This is a genomic window from Exiguobacterium sp. s75 (genome assembly GCF_018617145.1).
Classification (GTDB): domain Bacteria; phylum Bacillota; class Bacilli; order Exiguobacteriales; family Exiguobacteriaceae; genus Exiguobacterium; species Exiguobacterium profundum.
This window is the reverse complement of sequence record NZ_JACSJQ010000004.1, coordinates 186,431-207,939: the sequence shown is the minus strand read 5'-3', so window position 1 is coordinate 207,939 and position 21,509 is coordinate 186,431. Positions and strand designations below refer to the sequence as shown.

Here is a 21,509-nt window from a genome sequence, read left to right as displayed (position 1 = left end):
TGATATAGCTCTTAAATTGACGAAGCTTGCGCTTCATTCAAAAATGGTAAAACTTTTTTTGCCTCATCGTTCAGTTTTCAAAGTTCGTCTGTCGCTCTTGGCGACTTCATTAATCTATCACGTTTTGATTGTTTTCGTCAACAACTTTTTCACAAATTGTTTTTCTGAAATAATCTTTTGCTGTGACAACGTTTATAACTATAATCTCTATTTACCACTTCGTCAATACAAAAAACAATAAAATTAAAAAAGATTTACTTCCCGTCAACATGACGAGAAGTAAACCTTCTGTTTTGTATTAATCGAGACGAACATAGCCCGTCTTCTCCACTAACGTTTGCCCATCCTCGCTTTCGAGCCATTGAAGAAAATCTTCATATTGCTTTGCTTTCTCATCCGTAGTCACCGCGTAGAATTCAGACGTCAGTGGATACGATCCATCCTGAATCGTTTCAACGGTCGGCTCAATTCCTTCTATACGAAGTAACTTGATTTTATGGTCCTTCACCATTTCTGTCGCATAGTATCTAAATGAGAATCCAATCGCATTTTTATGGTTCCGATACGATGAAGTTTGTTGAATGATTCCACCCATCCCTTCAGGAACATCTTCTACCGGCGCCTTCATGAGCTTTTGTTCGCCCATCATCTTTTGTAACGCCGTTTGACTGCCACTATCCTCCGGTCGCTGAAAAGCACGAATGGATTCCGAGTCCCCTCCGACCTCTTCCCAATTCCGAATGTCTCCTGAATAAATTCCCCGAACTTGTTCCATCGTCAAAGAATCGACCGGGTTATCTTCATGGACGAAGAACACAAATGCTTCCCTTCCAATCGGCGTCATATGTAGAGAAACGTTTTTTTGTTTCGCAATCTTCAATTGACGGTCAGATGGACCAGCGACGAAAATCAAGTCGGTCTGATCGTTCATCAGTCGGCTATACGCTTCCGGTGTTGTCGTCGACACGACTTTACTCGTTTGATCATTATATGGATCATACGTTTCCGAGTCCGGATAGACTGCTTCCACGAATGAAGCGTACATCGGATAGAGCGCTGTCGCTCCATCTAATCGCGGCAAACCTTCCTCAAACTTCACCGAAGCCTCGTGATCGAGTCTCGCCAATTGTTCTGAATCCGTGAACGGCTGATAATCCATCAACTCCACACCGCGTTCCTCAATCTTCAAACTATCTTGATACATATAATATCCTTTCACAGAAGCGAAGAGGATAGCACCGACTAACGCACCCCAGCCGAGAACTTTTCGAATCTTTTGTTTTGAAAAGGACGAAAAATCATAGAGTCCCATACATATGATTAGTAGAACGGCCATATACCATATCGTCCAAATAATCGGTCGCCCAAGTGTGATGGGGTCTCCCATCGTAAAAAGGGCGACGAAGACAGAAATCACAATCGTGACAAATAAAATAAAGACGGTTCCCACGCTAAATTTCAATAGTTTCATATAACTGATTTTCTCCTCATTGTTCCTATGAAAGGGAAGTTAAGCAATCTCATAAAGCACTGCCTCTACCCCGACCCCTTTCGTCGGTCTCGTGACCGTTCGAACATATCCTTTTTTCACTAAAAAACCAATGATGCTTCCAAGGTCGACACGGAGCTCATTCAAATTCGGATGTTCCATCAATTCTGAGAACGTCCACGCTCCGCCTTTCTCCTGCATCGTCTGAAGTAATAACAACGTCCCCGGCAACACTTTCGATTGAATCAAATGTTCCATGCCAATGACGACAAGGTGGATGCGCTGTTCAAGCGATTCTTGTCCTCCGACCAATTCATCGTGCAGCTTATAAATCTCGAGGTCAATGGCTCGTACCTGTTCCCACAATACGATTTCCGGATGAATCCCCGCCTCAAGAATCGAGAGGCGTGCCAGGTGAGTGAGGGCATGATGAATCTGAGTGAAGGCGTCTTGGAACTCCCCTTCTAAAAATAGATAACGTCCGTCTTCAAACCGACGCAACAACTTTGCGAAAGAGATTGAGAGTTGTAAACGTTGTTCCCGATTCGTTAAATTACGGTTGCGCTGTCGTAACTCTAAAATGTACTCATTTCGTTCGAACAAGACGATTCCGTCTTCAATCCAATGAATGGCTCGCCGATTTTCATTCAAGACAATCCACCGATCCATCATCGAGTCACTGACTACGTGCAGGACAATTTTTTCTTGACCGACCTGATAGTGTTTCACCGTCCAAAACGGTTCTGGTTTTGCTTCAATCACAATGAGCAGGCGATCCGACTGATCCGTCAACGGATCACGTGCCCGTTTTTTCTTCACCTCAATAATACCGAGTGTCGTTTTTAATGCAGCATATTCTGAGTAAATGGTGCGAGTCGCATATTCCATCGTCATCTGGACCCCTTCTCTCCCAATCGCAAGTTGACTATATATATGACGATTGTCATTTTCGATACGAATCAAATTCGCCCTCTTTTCAAAAAACTCCTGCCGAAAAAGTGCAGGAACTTCTCACTCGTTTGAAGATGAGCTATGATAGAGACAGACTATTGGAGGGATTCACTCATGAAAAAACGGGGGAACAAAATCAACCGCGCACGTAATATAGCATTACTTCTTATCTTCGGCGGGATCGGTGTCATGTATCTCGGTCTTCTCGCAAAATCCATCACCTGGCTCATGATTATTTTCATGCTTCTTGGATTTGTCATGGTACTTGCGAGCTCTGCTCTTTACTTCATCGTCGGGATGGCCTCGACAAAAGCCATCATCGTGACTTGTCCGAACTGTGAAAAAGAGACGAAGATGCTCGGACGCGTCGACTTATGTATGCACTGCGACGAGCCGCTCACAATCGACCGTTCACTCGAAGGAAAAGAATTCGATGAGAAATATAACAAACGTCAGTCACAACAAACGGACTAACACAAAAAACCACATCCGAGCCGTCGGATGTGGTTTTTTAATGTGTTTGCGATTGTTCAGACTGACAAGACGGGCACGTTCCGTACACTTCAAGACGGTGACGATCAACTTTGAATCCAGTCAATTGTGATGCAACCGATTCGATTTCATCTAATACAGGATAGTTAAAGTCGACGACTTTTCCACACGTATCACAGATGATGTGATAGTGCTTCGACGTCACAAAGTCAAAACGACTCGAGGCGTCCCCATAGTTCATCTCTTGAACGAGGCCCACCTCTTTAAAAACGCGCAAGTTGTTATATACAGTGGCCACACTCATATTTGGAAACCGTGCGGCAAGTGCCTTATAAATGTCATCCGCTGTCGGGTGACTATGCTCCGTGACGAGGTACTCCAAAATGGCCTGGCGCTGAGGCGTCATTCTGACTCCATGTTCCCGGAGCGACTGAACAGCATGGTCAAGCATTTCGCTTCCCACGTCAATCCCTCATTTCTTCTATAAAATTCATGCGAAATAGTTTTGAACATTAACTTATTTCTTACATAGTAATCTTTATAAATAGTGTACTGATTTCTCAACTACTCGTCAAACACTGAGCTTATGCGGTTGACGGCTATGATACAATAAGTGCGAATTTGAATAAGGAGGCAATACATATGACTACTTCATCAAATCGTCAGTCATCCGATGCATTATACCAAGATGCACTCACTCACATCGTCGGAGGTGTCAACAGTCCATCCCGCTCATTTAAAGCAGTTGGTGGCGGCGCCCCTGTTTATATGGAACGCGGCGAAGGCGCCTATTTCTATGATGTAGACGGGAATCGCTACATCGATTATTTGGCGGCATATGGTCCAATCATTACCGGCCATGCCCATCCACACATTCATGAAGCGCTTATGAACGCTTCTTCAAAAGGTTTATTATACGGGACACCACACCGTCTCGAGGTTGAATTTGCGAAGAAACTAAAACAAGCCATCCCTTCGATGGATAAGGTACGATTCACCAACTCCGGAACAGAAGCCGTCATGACGACGGTACGAGTCGCCCGTGCTTACACTGGTCGTGAACTTGTTGTGAAATTCAGCGGTTGTTACCACGGACATTCGGATCTCATGCTGATTGCAGCAGGTAGTGGTCCAGCGACGCTCGGTTCTCCGGACTCTGCAGGTGTAACAAAAGCCACTGCCAAAGAAGTCATCACCGTCCCGTTCAACGACGTCGAAGCGTATCGCGAGATGATGAAAGAATGGGGAGACCAGGTCGCTTGTGTGCTCGTCGAACCGATTGTCGGGAACTTCGGAATCGTTGAACCGAAGCCAGGTTTCCTCCAAGCTGTCAACGACATCACACATGAACACGGCGCACTCGTCATCTATGATGAAGTCATCACGGCGTTCCGTTTCACATACGGAAGTGCCCAACAAGTGTATGGCATCGAACCAGATATGACGGCACTTGGTAAAATCATCGGTGGTGGTCTACCGATCGGCGCTTACGGCGGGAAGGCTGAAATCATGGAGACGGTCGCCCCACTCGGACCTGCATATCAAGCCGGCACGATGGCCGGTAACCCGGCCTCGATGGCGACAGGAATCGCTTGCCTGGAAGTGCTCGAGCAACCTGGTGTCTATGAGAAATTAGACACACTCGGTGCGAAACTGGAAGCCGGCATCCGCGAGGCGGCAGAAAAGCATGATGTCACGATCACGCTCAACCGCTTAAAAGGTGCCCTTACCGTTTACTTCACGGATGAAATCGTCACCGACTATGAAGGTGCGGAAAAGTCAGATGGTGAGAAGTTCGGACGCTTCTTCAAGTTGATGCTTGAGAATGGCGTGAACTTGGCTCCATCAAAATATGAAGCCTGGTTCTTGACGACAGAGCATACGGAACAAGATATCGAAGAGACAATCGAAGCGGTCAATCGCTCGTTTGCCCAATTGTAAGAAGGAGATGCGCAAGCATCTCTTTTTTCCGTCTAAAAGGGGACATCTTCAAAAAAAGTGTCTCTTTTTACTGAGTACCGTCCCCCATTACAGTAGAACCAAGGAGGTGCTCACCATATGAAATTTAATGATTTTCCATTAAATGTCCGCTTACGACTCGTTTGCGGATTTTGCATTCGAATCGTCGGATCAGCCATTTTCCCATTCATGGCACTCTATTTCTCAGAAGAGTTGGGGAAAGTGCCAGCCGGTATCATCATGACCTCATTCGTTATCGTCGGTTACTTGACCGGTCTATTCGGTGGATACTTTTCCGATCGGTTCAATCGGAAGGTTGTCTTACAGATTGGTCAGGTGATTCAAATCATCTGTTTTCTTGGGATGACCATCGCGATTCACCCATCGAATAACTGGGCACTCATCGTTGCCATCCTCTACTTCGGACATGCCATTTCGAACGGATTGAACTATCCAGCTCTCGAGGCGATTGTCATCGATTCTATGGAAGAATCAAATCGAAAAGCCATCTACGTGTATGACTACTGGCTCGTCAATTTAGCGATTGCCGGAGGCGTCATGCTCGGCGGCGCCTTTTATCGCGACCATCGTTTCGCTCTCTTTATCGGTATGACGGTCATTCTCACTGTGACCACAATCATTCTTCAACGTTTCTTGGTCGACACATATACTGGCAACCGCTCAACACCGTCAAACCCGATTCATGGTGTCATCGAAAACTATAAAATCGCGTTACGCGACCGCCGATGGGTCACATTCGTATTTGGAAGTATGCTCGTCTTTTCGACCGAGTTTCATATGGCGAACTATATCGGTGTTCATTTAGCAGAGTCATTCGAAAGTCGTCAAATTCTCGGAATACCTGTTGATGGGGTTCGCATGATGGCGTTTATGCAACTAGAGAATACCTTGCTCGTCGTCGCCATCACGTTTGCGGTTACTGCGTTCGTCAAACGTTTCAAAGAGAAGACCATATTTTTCATTGGTTTATCGTTATATATCACAGCATACGCCGCCATTACCTCGATGAACTCCTTTATCGTCCTGACCGTACTCGCGATTATCTTCACAATTGGCGAACTCCTCTACTCGCCGATTCGACAAGTGAAACAGGTTGACCTCCTCGACCCTGAACGCCGTGCCTCTTATCTTGCATTCGGCGGCCTCACGTTCCACGGAGCCAAATTGGTTGCCGCGGCAGGCATTGTCGTCGGCGCGTTCATCGGTCCGGTCTTGATGAGCGGTTACATGTTCGTCTTCGGTGCCCTCGGTGCTTACTTGTATTATGTATCGCTCTATAAGATGCAACCTGCTCGCCAACTCGCTGCTTGACGTTTAACATGAAGACAAAACGGTAAAACAGTACGATGAAGGAGGCGAAGTACTTGCCTGCGATTGTTTTATTTGATGGCGATTGCAACTTCTGTGATGCCAGTGTTCAGTTCATCATTCGTCATGATCGACACGCCTCGATTCACTTTGCTTCGCTCCAAAGCGAGGTCGGTCAGTCGCTCCGAACACGACACCGGATCCCGGAATCAGTCGACAGCATCGTCTATATTGAGGAAGGGGTTCCTTACTTAAAATCAGACGCTGCGATTCGAATTGCCGAACACCTTGATGGCCGTTGGCGCCTGCTTCGACTCATTCGTTTCATACCTAGACCGATTCGTGATCATGGATATGCGTTATTCGCCAAACATCGGACACGTCTATTTGGGAAAAAGGAAGTGTGCACACTCCCTTCCCCGGATGTTCGTAAACGATTTTTAGACCGCTAAAAAAGTCGAGCCATTAATGGACTCGACTTTTTTATTATTCGACTACGGCTAAATCTTGAATCATATATAGGTCGTAATACGCCCCGCGACGACGCATCAACTCTTCATGCGTTCCCGTCTCCATGATTTGACCGTTATCCACGACGACGATTTGATCGGCGTCCGTAATGGTCGACAAGCGGTGGGCAACGATTAACGTCGTCCGTCCTTTCGTCAGACGGGCCAGCGAGTCTTGAATCATCGCTTCACTTTCTAAATCAAGCGCACTCGTCGCCTCGTCTAAAATCAAGATCGGTGGATTCTTCAAGAAGACACGTGCAATCGCAAGCCGCTGCTTCTGTCCACCAGACAGTTTGACACCTTTCTCCCCGACCGGTGTCGCATATCCGTCCTGTAGTTTCGAGATGAACTCATGGGCGTTCGCTGCCTTGGCCGCCGCGATGACTTCCTCATCCGTCGCATCCGGTTTCCCCATCCGAATATTCATGGCGACCGATTCGCTGAAGAGGACCGAATCCTGCATGACCATCCCAATCTGGTCGCGAAGTGCACGTAATTTGAAATCACGCACATCGATGGCGTCGATTTTGATGCTTCCATCCGTCACGTCATAGAAACGCGGAATCAAACTGACGAGTGTCGATTTCCCTCCACCGGACATTCCGACAAACGCCACGCGTTCCCCGGAGCGGATTTGAAGGTTCACATCGTTCAACGCTCGTGTCCCGTCCTGTTCATACGAAAAACTCACATGCTCAAGGTCGATTTTACCCGCTGTCGACAACGGGACGAACCCGTTCGGTTTCTCCTCGATATCATATGTCTCATCCAAGAACTCAAAGACACGGTCCATCGAAGCGACCGACTGCGTGAGTGTCGTCGCCGAGTTGACGAGACGACCGAGCGGCGCATAGAGTCGGTCGATATACGCGATGAACGCGACAAGCGTCCCGAGCGATACCGCTTCTTGAATGACGAGCCACGATGCCGTCGTGAAGATGAGGATTGGCGCGATGTCAGTGATGGTCGATACGACGACATACGTCTTGGCGTTCCAACTCGTATGTTTGAGTGCCGCGTTCAAGAAGCCACCGTTCTGTTGTTCAAATGCCTTATTCTCATATGGCTCTAGCGCAAAACTCCGAATGACCGCCATCCCGTTGACGCGCTCTGTCAAATGCCCTTGTAGGTCAGCGAGTGCCGCCGACCGTTCACGCGTCAAACGACGCAACCGTCCATAGAAATAGCGGACTGCGATCGCATAAAACGGAAGTGGTAAAATCGCAATCAGCGTGAGTTGCGGGTCAATCGTATACATGATCCCGATGGCGATAAGGATGGTGATCATGTCGAGCCAAATATTCATCAGCCCGGTGATGACGAAGTCTTTCGTCTGTTCGACGTCGTTGATAATCCGTGAAATGATTTGTCCCGTCTTATTGTTTGAATAATAGCGGAGTGACAACTTCTGGACGTGGTCGAATAACCGGTTCCGCACATCGAACAAGACACGCGTCGCGGCCCACTGCGCCAAATATTGACGCAAATACTCGATTGGCGGCTTGAGGACCAGGAAGACGAAGAAAACGATGCTGAATAACCAGACGAGCGTCGTGTAGTCCTGCTTCGGCGCATCATCCGTCAAATAGTTATCGATGACATATCTATAAAGTAACGGTAATCCGAGCGGGATAGAAAACTTTAAAATCCCGACGAAAATGGTGAGGGCAATCTGTTTCTTATACGGACGAACAAACTGCAAATAACGTTTAATACTACCCATAATGCCTCCTGACTTAAGAAAAAAAGCGGAGATGAGGAATCATCTCCGATAACGTGCTTCGTATTCGCGATACCATTCATCGACGAATGTTGGGTTGAACGGCCCTTTCCGTCCTCGAATCCAGTTGATCAGTTCTTGCACGTTCTGCTTCAAGATTCGATCAATCGCTTTCGGATAATTCATCTCGCGACGATGCCGCTCATATTCATCTTCATCTAAAATCGTATACGACATATCCGGGAACACCTTGATGTCCAAATCGTAATCGATGTATTTGATGGCACGTTCATCCCCATCAAATGTAGTCGGCGAACCTAGATTACAGTAGTAGTAAATCCCGTCTTCGCGAATCATACAGATGACATTGAACCAATACTCAGATGAAAAGTAGCAAATTGCCGGCTCTCGCGTTCTCCATTGCCGACCGTCTGACTCGCTGACCATGATGCGGTCATTGAATCCGATCATATCCGTTTTTGACGACTGAAGGACGAGCGTTTCTTCCCAAACGCGATGCAAAGTTCCGTTGTGCTTGTAGCTCTGTATCTCGATTTTGCTACCTGCTTTGGGAAATAAGCTCATAAGCTCCTCCTTTCCGCTATGATGCTATACAATTCTCATATTTAATTATAGCGACTTTCAGAACCAATGAAAAAGGAAATCTCTTATTTTCATGAATTTAGTGTTTTTTGGAAGGCCCGCGCCCGTTCTTGGAACATCGGCCGAAGCACGAAATACTCGACGAGTATGTTCGGAACATAGCTATCGAACGTTACTTCATCGATCATGACCGCCTTACCATCACGCGACTCAACCCGATGCACGTGTGTGAACCGCTTGAACGGAAACGGTAACGTCTTTCCTTGATCGCAGAATGCCTGGTTCCCCACAACGGTGATGGCACTGGTCCATGGCAGTTCCACCGGACCGACCCCAACGAACAACTTCACTTCATTCCCTTCGACCGAGGCGCCGTCCCCCTCTAAGCGTACTTTAGGAATCTTTGTCAGCTTCGTCAAAAGCGAGGCATCCTGTAACAAATCCCAAAGCACATCTACCGTCGTATCATATGTCGACTCTACCTCAAATCGTCTCACGTTCGTCACCTACCAATCGTTCTAATTTTTGTTGAGCAACAGAAACCGTCTTCACCTCGCGTTCCGAAGCGTCTAGCCAGACGACGTCATCCGTCGGAAGCGTATCGACACGATATAAATCGATATACCAAACGATATGAGAGAAGACATGCTTCACTTGCCCGAGATACGTTCCGTTAAGTTGTTCCCCCGTTCCTCGATCCATAAGCGGATATTGCCACATCCCAGCGAGCAACCCTTTGTCCGGTCGTTGTTCATATGCGATTTTTCCGTCTCTCTCGATGCATAGCGCGTCATACATTTCGACACGTGCTGCTCCCTTCTTCGTTTTGACCGGTAGCTCATCTTGTACATGATGCGCATATGCATAACAAGTGTCTTGCACGGGACAGAGCGAGCACATCGGATTTTTCGGTGTGCAGACCGTAGCACCCAACTCCATCACTCCCTCGTTAAAATCGGATGCGTGAGTCGGGTCCATCAATCGACGAACGACTTGTTCGAAGATTTTGCGTGTCTTCGGCAGTGCGATGTCGTCATAGATTCCGAATTGACGGGACATCACGCGCATGACGTTTCCATCCACAGCCGGCTCCGGTTGATTGTAGGCAATCGACAGTACGGCTCCCGTCGTATACGGTCCGACCCCTTTTAGTTTCTCGAAACGTTCTTTCTCCTCCGGGACGATTCCCTCGTAAACAGAAGCGACTTCTTTGACCGCTTCATGTAAGTTCCGGACGCGAGAGTAGTACCCGAGCCCTTCCCAATACTTTACGACCTCATCCGTGTCAGCAGCTGCGAGATCTTCGAGCGTCGGAAAGCGTTCCATGAACCGGTTGTAATATGGGATGACCGTATCGACTCGTGTCTGTTGCAACATCACTTCACTCACCCACACGCGATAAGGATTTTTCGCATGACGCCAAGGTAAATCACGCTTTTCGCGATTGAACCAGGTGACGAGTTCCTCATTAAAATGATGAATATTATAATTTGTGAACAATTTATCAAGATTAAGCATTGTGTTTCCCCTCGTTTTAAAAATATTGTATGATAAATAGGAATAGATGACGTAATTCTTTCATTATTGATGGAGGTGCTGACGCACATTGGATACTGCGACACACATTGGTATGGGACTTGGATTAAGTGCCATCGCGACGCTCAGCCCGGAAGTGTCAGGTGATGCACAACTGTTTTTAGCCATGACAGCCACGGCTCTCGTCGGCTCACATGCACCAGACTTCGACACCGTCTTTAAGTTAAAAGGAAATAGTACGTATTTACGCCAACATCGTGGTCGTTCACATGGAATCACCGCGCTTCTTGCTTGGCCAATCATCGTCAGCGCCGTCATCGGGACGGTCCTCGGCGTCAATCCTGCCTCTCTATGGGTCATGGCACAAATCGCCGTGTTGCTCCATGTCACGGTCGACTTGTTCAATGCCTACGGGACGCAAGCGCTACAACCTTTTTCGAAAAAATGGATCGGCTGGGGCGTGATCGGGACGTTTGATCCGTACTTGTTCTCCGCTTATTACGGTGCATATGCATTATGGATGATAACGGGTGCGACTGTCCCTATTTTTGCACTGCTTATTGCGCTTGTCATCAGTTACTATGCCATTCAGTTTAAATTACGTAACCGTGCGCTCGCTACCGTGGCGAGACACTTTGCAGGGGCACATGAATTGTTCATCTCACCAGGAATCGGTTGGGATGACTGGCATGTCGCCGTCCGTTTCCGCGATGGGCTCGGAGCTGTAAAAGTGAAAAAAGGCAAAGTCATCGAATGCGGTCGCTTCCGCGACAAACCGATGCCAGGAGAAGAAGACCTCCATTTCGTAGAGGCTCGGAAAAATGCTGACTTACAGGCGTTCCTCGAATTTTCTAAAATTCACACGTACACCGTGACACGCCATAACGGGATGATCGAATACCGCTTCACAAACTTGCGTTATTTCTCTAAAAACATGTATCCGTTTGTTGCCGTCGTTATCGTCGACGAGCAGACGAATGACGTGTTGTCATCGTTTACAGGTTGGGTGTTTAGTGAAGACAGCCTTCAGAAAAAATTGGTATACGAACAATAAAAAGTCGCTCAGATGAGCGACTTTTCTTATGCTTCCGATTCAGTGAATTGGAGCTCGAACTCGAATTTGACTTTCTTATCGACGAGGACACCACCCGCCTCAAGCGCTTGGTTCCACGTTAATCCATAGTCCTCACGGTTGAGCGACCCTTCTCCGGAGAAGGCGTGTTTCGTATTGCCCCATGGGTCTTTTGCGCTTCCCTCATACTCCACTTCAAACGTCTCTTCCCGAGTCGTTCCTCGAATCGTTAAATCCCCTGTCAATTCGAATTCTCCGCCTCCTTTTGAACGGAAAGAAGTTGAATGAAAGACGAGATGCGGATGTTCCTCGGCATTGAAGAAATCGCCTGAACGGAGGTGATTATCCCGATCCGTGTTGTTGGTGTCGATCGATGCTGCCTGAATCGTCACTTTCACACTCGCATTCGCTAAATCGCTCGGCTCACCGTTCGCCTTAATATCAAATTCTTTGAACTCGCCCTTCACCTTGGAAATCATCATGTGTTTGACCGTGAACGTGATCGAACTATGCGCCGGGTCAATCTGATATGTCTTAGCCATCGTGACTCACTCCTTATGGATGAATTAATGTGTACAATCTAGTCATTTCCACAAATCTTGAGTTCAAAACGTCTTTACAAAAGATTGACAAATTATTGTCAAAAAATTTTGACTTTTATCACATCATACCGTTACGATCAAAAAAAGGGAGTCGTTCGCTTACTGCTAAATGTAAGCGCATACATAACTCCTTTATCTCGTATGAAAAGGGAGGAACGATCATGATTTATGAAGTACCGAACTCAGCAGGAACGAAAGTACAGTTTAAGGACCGTTATGAGAACTACATTAACGGAAAGTGGACCGCACCGGCTGGTGGAGAATACTTTGAAAACACATCTCCTGTAAATGGGAAAGTATTATGTGAAGTCGCCCGCTCAACGAAAGAGGATATTGAACTTGCTTTGGATGCCGCTCATGCAGCCAAAGACGATTGGGGCAAAACGTCTGTCACGGAACGTTCTGTCATCTTGAATAAAATTGCAGACCGCATGGAAGAGAACCTCGAAATGCTCGCCTACGCGGAAACATGGGAAAATGGGAAGGCCGTTCGGGAAACGCTCAACGCTGACCTTCCGCTCGCCATCGACCACTTCCGTTACTTCGCAGGGGTCATCCGCTCACAAGAAGGTGGCATCAGTGAACTCGACCATGATACGGTCGCCTATCATTTCCATGAGCCGCTCGGTGTCGTCGCTCAAATCATTCCGTGGAACTTCCCGATTTTGATGGCGGTGTGGAAACTCGCGCCGGCACTCGCTGCCGGAAACTGTGTCGTCTTAAAACCGGCAGAACAAACCCCTTCTTCAATCATGGTTCTCATGGAACTCATCGAAGATTTATTACCACCTGGTGTCATCAATATCGTGAACGGTTTCGGTCTCGAAGCAGGAAAACCGCTCGCATCGAGTGACCGTGTCGATAAAGTCGCCTTCACGGGTGAGACGACAACGGGTCGCCTCATTATGCAATACGCTTCTCAAAACATCATCCCTGTCACGCTTGAGCTTGGTGGAAAGTCACCAAACATCTTCTTTGCCGACATCATGGACGCGGATGACGATTTCTTTGATAAAGCGATTGAAGGTCTCGTCATGTTCGCCTTGAACCAAGGGGAAGTCTGTACGTGCCCATCTCGCGCCTTGATTCAAGAGTCGATTTATGACAAGTTCATGGAACGCGTGCTAGAACGCGTCAAAGCAATCAAGCTCGGCAACCCACTCGATGCCGATGTCATGATGGGTGCACAAGCGTCGAACGAACAGATGGAGAAAATCCTGTCTTATCTCCAAATCGGGAAAGACGAGGGCGCAGAATGCCTAATCGGTGGAGAGCGCAACATGATGGACGGAGAGCTCGCGGATGGGTATTACATTCAACCGACGATCTTCAAAGGCCATAACAAGATGCGAATCTTCCAAGAAGAGATTTTTGGACCGGTCTTATCCGTCACGACGTTCAAAGACGATGCGGAGGCACTCGCCATCGCGAACGATACGCTTTACGGACTCGGGGCAGGCGTGTGGACACGAGACATGAACCGTGCATATCGCTTCGGTCGTGAAATTCAAGCAGGACGTGTCTGGATCAACTGTTACCACTCCTATCCGGCACATGCTGCATTCGGTGGTTACAAAATGTCTGGGATTGGACGTGAGAACCATAAGATGATGCTCGGTCACTATCAGCGTACGAAAAACATGCTCGTCAGCTACAGCGAACAAAAACTCGGGTTCTTCTAAGATGGTGAGACGAGTCGAGGCCACCCCCGCCGCGCTCGAACTCATCGAACGTCTCAAATCGAAACACGGTCCCCTCCTCTTTCATCAGTCAGGAGGATGTTGTGACGGGAGTTCTCCCATGTGTTTCCCACGTGACGAGTTCATGGTGGGCGACCACGACGTTCTTCTCGGTGAAATCGGCGAGACGCCCTTCTATATCCATGAGAAACAGTATGATTATTGGAAACATACACAACTAATCATCGATGTGGTCGATGGTCGGGGTGGTATGTTTTCACTCGAAGGTGTCGAAGGGAAACGATTTTTAGGACGTTCTCGAGTCTTTACAAAAGAAGAGCGTGAGGCGCTGAAGCATGAAACCTAAGCAAAAGGACCCATTTCGATGGGTCCTTTATGATGTAGAAAACGATTATCCTCGATTGTAAAAAATATACATATGAATCATCTCGCTTCTTGTATAGTGGATACAAAGGGAGGGATTTGATGGCTTCACTACTAACAGAATTGTTCGAAGGTATTTTCGTCACCTTGATCAGCATATTCGCACCCATATTTCTCGTCCTCACACTCATCATCATCTATAAGGTCAAACGTTATCAAAACAGTCAATATTCTCAACAAACTCGACATTCTTACTTCAAAGTGGTTCAAGACACCGGTCTATTCGGAGAGTATCTATGTGTGGCGGAGATTGAGTCAAAGTTCTTTCAACCGTTGATTTTGACAAACCTGTATCTCCCCCATCCTTCTAAAAAAGATCGAACCACTGAGATCGATGTCATTCTGATCAACCAATCCGGGGTACATGTCATCGAATCTAAAAACTATAGCGGTTGGATATTCGGTCGGGCACGTGACCGATACTGGACACAGACACTCCCCCGCCGTAAAAAGCATCGTTTCTTCAATCCGATCAAACAAAATGAATTACATCTCAAAGCCATCGAGCAAGTGCTTGGAGTGGACCGAACCCATCTCCACTCATGGATTGTATTCAGCAATCGTTCGACGCTCAAACAAATCGAATCTGCCGAGGTCCCTGTGCTCAATCGCCAACAGTGGATCAAAGAGCTGATCACCTACCAAGATTTTATTTTCGATCTCGATGAGCAAGTCCGCCTGTACGAAATCTTACACTCCTTCACACAAGTCGACACGACTGTCACCTTGAAACATATCGAAGACATCAAATCGACAATCAAGCAGTAAACAAACATCCCCGTACTCAGATGAGCGCGGGGATGTTTCGTCATTTACTCTGCATTTTAAAGCGTAAATACAATTCGTTATAGTAAGCGTTCATGCGCTTCCCTAGGTTTTCATACACTTCAAGGTCCTGTGTCACTTCACGAGACGGGTAGAATCGTTCATCCGATGTGACTTCTTCATCCAAGAATTCGAGAGCCGCTTCGTTCGGTGTTGAGTATCCGACATAATCCGTGTTACGTGCCGCAATCTCAGCATCTAACATAAAGTCGATGAACTGATGTGCCCCGTCCACGTTTTTTGCCGTACTTGGGATGACGAGGTTATCAAACCAGAGATTCGTGCCTTCTTCCGGAATGACATACGTCAGTTCTTCGTTCTCATACATGATTTCTGACGCATCCCCGGACCAGACGACGGCTGCCGCTGCTTCACGGTTCGCCATCAGCATTTTGATTTCGTCTCCGACAATCGCTTTGATGTTCGGCCAAAGCGTCGTTAACTTTTCTTCCGCCTCAATCAACTCATCTTTATTCGTCGTGTTGAGGGAGTACCCAAGCGAGTTCAGGCCGAAGCCCATCACTTCACGTGTCCCGTCCGCAAGGAGAATGTCGTTCTCGAGCGGCATTTCCCAAAGATCGTTCCATGATGTGATCTCACCATCGACTAGTTCAGGATTGTAGACGATCCCGACCGTACCCCAGAAATAAGGGACCGAGTACTTGTTACCCGGGTCGAACGATTTATCGAGGAAACGCGGATCGATGTTATCAAAGTTTTCGAGTTTATCGTAATCGATCGGAAGAAGGAGGTTCTCCTCTCTCATCTTACTGATCGCATAATCGGATGGAACGGCGACATCAAAGGCCGTACCGCCTTGCTCAATTTTCGTAAGCATCGCTTCGTTCGAGTCGAACGTTTGATAAACGACCTTCAACCCGCTCTGCTCTTCGAACTCACCGATCAAGTCCTCATCGATATAATCTCCCCAGTTGTAGACGACCAGTGTGTTGTCGCCGCCGAATCCTTGCGCAGCATTCAGTTGCTGAATCCAAAGAAGGAGACCAAAGCTGACAATCAATGGCACAGCCAACATGATGACTAGTTTTTTCATCGTCTAACCTCCTTTGACCCTCGTTGCGCCAACACATAATATCCGATGACAAGTATGAGCGTGAAGAGGAACAGAATCGCAGACAACGCATTGATTTCAAGCGAGATACCTTGACGTGCCCGCGAATAGACTTCTACGGCGAGGGTCGTGAAGCCGTTCCCTGTCACGAAGAATGTGACAGCAAAGTCATCTAACGAATAGGTGAGTGCCGTGAAGAAACCGGCAAATACCCCTGGCGTGATATATGGCAGAATGACTTTCGTCAATACGTCCCACGTGCTGGCACCTAGGTCACGTGACGCATCAATCAACGTCGGACTCATCTCTTGAAGTTTTGGCAACACCAAGATGACGACAATCGGAACCGAGAAGGCGATGTGCGACAAGAGAACCGAATAAAAGCCTAACTGAATCCCTAGCATCGTGAAGAGGATCAAGAAGGAGGCCCCGATGATGACGTCCGGGCTCACGATCAAGACGTTGTTCAATGATAAGAGGGACGTCTTCGTATACTTTTGTTTCGCCGTATAGATGGCGAGTGCCCCGATGACACCGAGCACGGTCGAAATCGTCGCCGAGAGCAGCGCGATGACAATCGTATTCAAGACGATGACGAGAAGTCTCGTGTCCGTGAAGAGCGACTTGTACCATTCGAGGGTGAACCCTTCGAAGTTACTCATCGTTCCGCCACTGTTGAACGAGTAGAAGACCAAATATAGAATTGGCGCATACAAGATGAAGAACACGGCCGCCAAGTATAGATTTGATAATTTGAATCGTTTACGTTTCATCGACGAACCGCTCCTTTCGCACCCCAGTCACGTGTGACGACCATGACAAGAACCATCGCCAAGATGAGGAAGACGGCAATCGTCGAGCCCATCCCCCAGTTTTGCGTGACAAGGAATTGTTGTTCAATCGCTGTACCGAGTGTGATGACTCGGTTCCCGGCGATGAGTCGGGTGATCATGAAGAGCGATAATGCCGGAATAAAGACGATTTGAATCCCCGATTTGACACCGTCAAGCGTCAACGGGAAGATGACACGTCGGAATGTCGTCCAGTTCGATGCACCTAAATCACGGGATGCGTAGACGAGTGATGGCGGTAACTTCTCAATGGCGTTGTAAATCGGCAAAATCATGAACGGGATGAAGATGTATACAGAAACAAAGACGAAACTGAAATCGGTGAATAGAATCTGTTTCGTCCCAATACCGATGGCTTCTAAAAATTGATTCGTAATCCCGTACGTTCCAAAAATACCAAGGAACGCATACGCCTTTAACAACAAGTTAATCCATGACGGCAGCAAGATGAGCAAGAGCCAAAGCTGTTTATGCTTCGTCTTCGTCAACAAGTATGCCGTCGGATACCCGACGAGTAACGAGAAGAACGTAATGAGAAACGCATACCAGAACGACGAGAGCGTCATCGACAAATACGTCGACGTGAAGAACGTCTGATAGTTTTCTAAACTCAAATTCCCATCGATATCAAAAAAGGAATAATAGACGACGAGGACGAGTGGTGCGATGACGAACAAGGCGATCCAAATCCAATAGGTCGTCAAATATACCGTCTTTGCGGTCTGATTAGTTTGATTCATGAGGGACCTCCTCGTAGGATTCGAGACGACGGTCAAATTCTTCTTCTGTTTCACCTAGTCGCATGACGTGAATCGCTTCTTCGTCAAACGTCAATCCGATTTTTGATCCGACGATTGATTTCTTCGTCGAGTGGACGAGCCATTCGTTTCCTTCTTGGTCATAACAGCAAATCTCGTAGTGGACACCTCGGAACAATTGAGAATCGACGTCGACAACGAGTTTCGCTGCATCGACCGATGTCATCTCTAAGTCTTCCGGACGAATGATGACCTCAACTTTTTCATTGCGGTCAAATCCTTGGTCGACACAGTCAAACGTTTTACCAGCAAACGTGACGACATTGTCTTCCGGCATGACACCCGGCACGATATTGGATTCACCGATAAAGTCTGCGACGAAACGGTTGATCGGTTCATCATAAATATCAGTCGGTGTCCCACTCTGAACAATTTTCCCGTTGTTCATGACGAAAATCTCATCCGACATGGCGAGCGCCTCTTCTTGGTCGTGTGTGACAAAAATGAAGGTGATGCCAAGACGTTGCTGTAACTCACGAAGTTCATATTGCATCTCCGTACGAAGTTTCAAGTCTAAGGCAGAGAGCGGTTCATCGAGGAGAATGACCTCCGGCTCATTTACGATTGCGCGGGCGATGGCGACACGTTGGCGCTGTCCACCTGACATCTCATCGATTTCGCGCGAGCCGTATCCTTCTAAGTTAACAAACTTGAGAGCCTGCTCCACTTTCGCTTTCACATCTGCTTCTTTCAATTTTTTAATGCGGAGACCGAATGCGACATTCTCAAATACGTTTAAATGAGGAAACAGCGCATAATCTTGGAACACGGTGTTCACTTGTCGTTTGTTGGCCGGCACATCGTTGATCCGCTTCCCGCTGAAGTGAATATCTCCTTCGGTCGCATCGGTAAATCCGGCGATGAGACGCAAAATCGTCGTCTTCCCACATCCCGATGGACCGAGAAGCGTATAAAACTTCCCACGCTCAATCTCAAAACTGATATCTTCAAGGACGACTGTATCGTCGTAACGCTTTGACACGTGGTCAAAACGAATAATTGTCTCTGCATTCATGCTGTTTCCTCCTCTGTTGACTTATAAATATGAATGGGTCGCGACGATGAGACATTCACTCTCTCCATCGTTATCGTTGACGAGTTGATGCGAATCCGAAGCGACATAATAAAGGGTTTCCCCTGTCTTGGCAAAATATGTGTGGTTCCCTAATTTCAAGGCGATTTTGCCGGACAAGACGTATACGAGCGTCTCCGAACGCGAAGGCTCATATTGTTTGAACTCTCCATGTTTGAAAAATGTGACAAGGATGGGCTCCATCTCTTTTTCATTCGATTCCGGGATGAGCCATTCTGTCCGATATTTGCGTTCTTCATCCGTATAGATGGTGCGATCGTCAACGGTGTACACCACTTTTTGATTCAACTCTTCATCAAAAAACTCTTTCGGGGAACTCCCGAGGACATTCAATAAATCGAATAACGTTTCTAGTGAGGGAGAGCTTAAATCCCGCTCGATTTGAGAAATATAGCCTTTACTCAAATCGGTACGTTCCGCCAGCTCCTCTTGGGTCAATCCTTTTTTGATCCGGAGCCGCTTAATGTTTTGACCTACTTCCAACGACTGAACGCCTCCTTCGTGTTTAGTGAAACATGAGTTCAACTAAAGAAAGTTTATCTATACTATACTTTAAAACAAACTATTAGCGACCTTCATTATAACGAATTGTTGACGAATTGCAATAAAAAAATCACGCCCCAAGGACGTGACTCAGTGTAAGTTCCGTTCAGACATCAAATGCTTGAACTTTTCGTTTTTCGTTTGGAACAAATGGAGCTGTGCCCCATATGCATCAATCTGTTGAATGACGTATTGGAAAGCCTTTGCCTCTCCCGGATATGGTTCGCCCGCCTTGGCAAGTGAGGTCTCAAAATCTTCCCATAACACTTCGACCCACGTCACCGCTTCTGAATCGTTCAAGACGTCATTCTTCTCTTTTAAAATGACCGCGAGCCGTTCATATTGTTCGTTCCGGTTCATCGTTTCACCTCCGACAATTCTGAGAGCGGGATGGCCCGTTCTGTCATCTCACCTTCAAACGTCCCCCAGCCCATGACGCCGTTGACGAATTTCAAGCGAAACGGACGGTCATTGTAATTGACGACATATGTTTCACCTGGACGAAACGATGATGGGTCAATCAAATAGCTTTCGGCAATCGCAATCCGTCGAAGGACGACTTCAATTTCGCTGACCATGCCCATCTGTTCAGCCTTTCGTTTCCGTTCATGTAATGCTTGAATCTCTTGCTCTAACTCATATTTCGATAAGTCACTTAACCGCTTTTCCATATCGTTCACCTCGATGTAAGCGTATCAGATTTTACGAAAAAAGAAAAAGACGAGACTGAGTACGTGACTCAGTTCGCCTTGAAGTTGTAAAGTGGCTTGATGATTTGATCGATTTGAACGGCCGGTTCGATATAACGAACAATTTCTTTCATCGACTTATACACAAATGGTGATTCATCGATTGTCGATGGGCGAACTGATGTCGACCAGACACCTTCCATCGAACGTTTGAATTCTTTGAAATCGACGCGTTTCCGCGCGGCCGACCGAGACATGATCCGACCTGCGCCATGTGGACCCGAGAAGTTCCAGTCTGGATTCCCTTTCCCCGTACAGATGAGCGAACCGTCTCGCATGTTCATCGGAATGATGACTCGCTCTCCTTCTTGAGCGGAGATGGCCCCTTTTCGCAGGATCATCGCATCATGATCGATATAGTTATGGACGGTGTCGAATTGATCGACGATGTTCCAATTCATCGCTTCGACAATCACATCCGTCATCGCACGACGGTTCGCCGCCGCATATTGTTGAGCGATGCGCACGTCATGCATGTAATCGTCCATATCCGTCCCCTCCACATAAGCCAGGTCTCGAAATGGTTTACGTGACGCCCGCTCTGTTTCCAGATAAGCCGAGATTTCGTGTTGTCGACCTAAGGCTTTCAAACGCTCAATTTCTTCTTTTACATCATGTGTTTCCATCATGTGTTGAATCGCTCGCTCCTGATAGTGATCGGCAATCTGCACCCCAAGATGGCGCGAACCGGAATGAATGACGAGAAACGTACGTCCCGAGTCATCTCGGTTCACTTCAATAAAGTGGTTCCCCGAGCCGAGCGACCCGACCGAGCGCAAGGCTCGGTCGAGTTTATACGGCGCTCGCACCTCTTCTAGTGGAAGTTCAGATGCGTATGGGTGAACCTTCTCCCGAATGTTCATTCCACTCGGTACGAGTTCACGAATGAGGTCATCGAGTCGTTGAAAATCGATTCGCTTGGCTTTGATTTCCGTACAAAGCATCCCACACCCTAAATCGACACCGACCAGGTTTGGCACGACTTTGTCTTGAATCGTCATCGTCGTTCCAACGACCGACCCTTTCCCCGCATGCATGTCCGGCATGATCCGAATCGATGCCCCTTGTGTGAACGGTTGGTCGAGCAATGTTTCAATTTGATCCCGCGTCATATCATCGATTCGTTCGTTGAACACTTTGGCGCGGTTATATTTCCCCTTGATTTCCATG

At 47.4% G+C, this 21,509-nt stretch carries 24 protein-coding genes; 8 read left to right on the top strand and 16 right to left on the bottom strand.

The features are described from left to right. Nucleotides 1-298: 298 nt before the first annotated feature. Together KNO68_RS13305 and KNO68_RS13300 are read right to left on the bottom strand one after the other, a co-directional pair. Nucleotides 299-1,471, bottom strand: a complete 1,173-nt coding sequence (locus KNO68_RS13305) for a substrate-binding domain-containing protein (RefSeq protein ID WP_215112558.1) — start codon at nt 1,469-1,471, stop codon at nt 299-301. Nucleotides 1,472-1,510: 39 nt separating this feature from the next. Beyond that, entirely contained in the window at nt 1,511-2,452 is a 942-nt protein-coding gene (locus KNO68_RS13300) for a nucleotidyltransferase-like protein (protein WP_240499787.1), read from the bottom strand. A 102-nt stretch (nt 2,453-2,554) separates the two neighbouring features. On the opposite strand from KNO68_RS13300, the gene KNO68_RS13295 reads away from it, so the two are divergent. After that, a complete protein-coding gene (locus KNO68_RS13295; protein WP_031421140.1) occupies nt 2,555-2,914 on the top strand; it encodes a YgzB family protein in 360 nt (119 codons plus the stop codon). Nucleotides 2,915-2,951: 37 nt separating this feature from the next. Here KNO68_RS13295 and perR read toward each other — a convergent pair whose 3' ends face one another. Further along, nucleotides 2,952-3,383 carry a peroxide-responsive transcriptional repressor PerR gene (perR, locus tag KNO68_RS13290; RefSeq protein WP_031421138.1) on the bottom strand — a complete coding sequence of 144 codons (432 nt, stop codon included), beginning with the start codon at nt 3,381-3,383 and terminating at the stop codon, nt 2,952-2,954. A gap of 191 nt (nt 3,384-3,574) precedes the next feature. Here perR and KNO68_RS13285 point away from each other — a divergent pair, with 191 nt between their 5' ends. From KNO68_RS13285 to KNO68_RS13275, 3 genes are all read left to right on the top strand, one after another. Next, the gene (locus KNO68_RS13285; RefSeq protein ID WP_215112559.1) at nt 3,575-4,873 is read left to right on the top strand and encodes a glutamate-1-semialdehyde 2,1-aminomutase; all 1,299 of its coding nucleotides are present in this window, start codon (nt 3,575-3,577) and stop codon (nt 4,871-4,873) included. Nucleotides 4,874-4,990: 117 nt separating this feature from the next. Further along, nucleotides 4,991-6,223 (top strand): MFS transporter, encoded by a 1,233-nt coding sequence (locus KNO68_RS13280; RefSeq protein ID WP_215112560.1) that lies wholly within the window; start codon nt 4,991-4,993, stop codon nt 6,221-6,223. Between the two features lie 53 nt (nt 6,224-6,276). Then, on the top strand, nt 6,277-6,672 hold the full coding sequence (locus tag KNO68_RS13275; RefSeq protein ID WP_015880898.1) for a thiol-disulfide oxidoreductase DCC family protein: 396 nt from the start codon (nt 6,277-6,279) through the stop codon (nt 6,670-6,672). A 34-nt stretch (nt 6,673-6,706) separates the two neighbouring features. Here KNO68_RS13275 and KNO68_RS13270 read toward each other — a convergent pair whose 3' ends face one another. From KNO68_RS13270 to mutY, 4 genes are all read right to left on the bottom strand, one after another. Next, on the bottom strand, nt 6,707-8,455 hold the full coding sequence (locus tag KNO68_RS13270) for an ABC transporter ATP-binding protein (protein ID WP_215112561.1): 1,749 nt from the start codon (nt 8,453-8,455) through the stop codon (nt 6,707-6,709). Nucleotides 8,456-8,494: 39 nt separating this feature from the next. After that, a complete protein-coding gene (gene ntdP, locus KNO68_RS13265; protein WP_015880896.1) occupies nt 8,495-9,037 on the bottom strand; it encodes a nucleoside tri-diphosphate phosphatase in 543 nt (180 codons plus the stop codon). An 89-nt stretch (nt 9,038-9,126) separates the two neighbouring features. Beyond that, on the bottom strand, nt 9,127-9,552 hold the full coding sequence (locus KNO68_RS13260) for a hypothetical protein (RefSeq protein WP_215112562.1): 426 nt from the start codon (nt 9,550-9,552) through the stop codon (nt 9,127-9,129). After that, nucleotides 9,539-10,573 (bottom strand): A/G-specific adenine glycosylase, encoded by a 1,035-nt coding sequence (mutY, locus tag KNO68_RS13255; protein WP_214685611.1) that lies wholly within the window; start codon nt 10,571-10,573, stop codon nt 9,539-9,541. Before mutY ends, KNO68_RS13260 begins: the two co-directional genes overlap by 14 nt. A gap of 88 nt (nt 10,574-10,661) precedes the next feature. Between mutY and KNO68_RS13250 the strand changes: the two genes are divergently transcribed. After that, the gene (locus tag KNO68_RS13250; protein WP_015880893.1) at nt 10,662-11,645 is read left to right on the top strand and encodes a metal-dependent hydrolase; all 984 of its coding nucleotides are present in this window, start codon (nt 10,662-10,664) and stop codon (nt 11,643-11,645) included. A 26-nt stretch (nt 11,646-11,671) separates the two neighbouring features. Here the strand turns inward: KNO68_RS13250 and KNO68_RS13245 are convergent, their stop codons facing one another. Further along, entirely contained in the window at nt 11,672-12,205 is a 534-nt protein-coding gene (locus KNO68_RS13245) for a YceI family protein (RefSeq protein ID WP_015880892.1), read from the bottom strand. Between the two features lie 221 nt (nt 12,206-12,426). Here KNO68_RS13245 and adh point away from each other — a divergent pair, with 221 nt between their 5' ends. The 3 genes from adh to KNO68_RS13230 all read left to right on the top strand — a co-directional run bounded on the left by adh (nt 12,427) and on the right by KNO68_RS13230 (nt 15,156). Further along, a complete protein-coding gene (gene adh, locus KNO68_RS13240; RefSeq protein ID WP_078146389.1) occupies nt 12,427-13,947 on the top strand; it encodes an aldehyde dehydrogenase in 1,521 nt (506 codons plus the stop codon). A 1-nt stretch (nt 13,948) separates the two neighbouring features. Then, nucleotides 13,949-14,311, top strand: a complete 363-nt coding sequence (locus tag KNO68_RS13235) for a DUF779 domain-containing protein (protein WP_214685609.1) — start codon at nt 13,949-13,951, stop codon at nt 14,309-14,311. Between the two features lie 119 nt (nt 14,312-14,430). Next, nucleotides 14,431-15,156, top strand: coding sequence for a nuclease-related domain-containing protein (locus tag KNO68_RS13230; protein WP_078146388.1), 726 nt, complete (start codon nt 14,431-14,433; stop codon nt 15,154-15,156). A gap of 40 nt (nt 15,157-15,196) precedes the next feature. On the opposite strand, the gene KNO68_RS13225 is transcribed toward KNO68_RS13230, so the two are convergent. The 8 genes from KNO68_RS13225 to KNO68_RS13190 all read right to left on the bottom strand — a co-directional run bounded on the left by KNO68_RS13225 (nt 15,197) and on the right by KNO68_RS13190 (nt 21,508). Further along, complete coding sequence (locus tag KNO68_RS13225; protein WP_214689244.1) at nt 15,197-16,267, bottom strand: ABC transporter substrate-binding protein; 1,071 nt, start codon at nt 16,265-16,267, stop codon at nt 15,197-15,199. After that, nucleotides 16,264-17,058 carry an ABC transporter permease gene (locus KNO68_RS13220; protein WP_047795862.1) on the bottom strand — a complete coding sequence of 265 codons (795 nt, stop codon included), beginning with the start codon at nt 17,056-17,058 and terminating at the stop codon, nt 16,264-16,266. The genes KNO68_RS13225 and KNO68_RS13220 overlap by 4 nt, the downstream gene beginning before the upstream one ends. Beyond that, nucleotides 17,055-17,876, bottom strand: a complete 822-nt coding sequence (locus KNO68_RS13215; protein ID WP_015880886.1) for an ABC transporter permease — start codon at nt 17,874-17,876, stop codon at nt 17,055-17,057. Before KNO68_RS13215 ends, KNO68_RS13220 begins: the two co-directional genes overlap by 4 nt. Continuing rightward, entirely contained in the window at nt 17,863-18,969 is a 1,107-nt protein-coding gene (locus KNO68_RS13210; protein WP_047795864.1) for an ABC transporter ATP-binding protein, read from the bottom strand. The genes KNO68_RS13215 and KNO68_RS13210 overlap by 14 nt, the downstream gene beginning before the upstream one ends. A gap of 21 nt (nt 18,970-18,990) precedes the next feature. Beyond that, entirely contained in the window at nt 18,991-19,530 is a 540-nt protein-coding gene (locus KNO68_RS13205; RefSeq protein ID WP_015880884.1) for a helix-turn-helix domain-containing protein, read from the bottom strand. A 150-nt stretch (nt 19,531-19,680) separates the two neighbouring features. Then, entirely contained in the window at nt 19,681-19,950 is a 270-nt protein-coding gene (locus KNO68_RS13200; RefSeq protein WP_078146385.1) for a YfhJ family protein, read from the bottom strand. Then, the gene (locus KNO68_RS13195; RefSeq protein ID WP_015880882.1) at nt 19,947-20,261 is read right to left on the bottom strand and encodes a YfhH family protein; all 315 of its coding nucleotides are present in this window, start codon (nt 20,259-20,261) and stop codon (nt 19,947-19,949) included. Before KNO68_RS13195 ends, KNO68_RS13200 begins: the two co-directional genes overlap by 4 nt. 68 nt (nt 20,262-20,329) lie before the next feature. Next, nucleotides 20,330-21,508 carry an RtcB family protein gene (locus KNO68_RS13190; protein WP_214685601.1) on the bottom strand — a complete coding sequence of 393 codons (1,179 nt, stop codon included), beginning with the start codon at nt 21,506-21,508 and terminating at the stop codon, nt 20,330-20,332. Nucleotide 21,509: the final 1 nt, after the last annotated feature.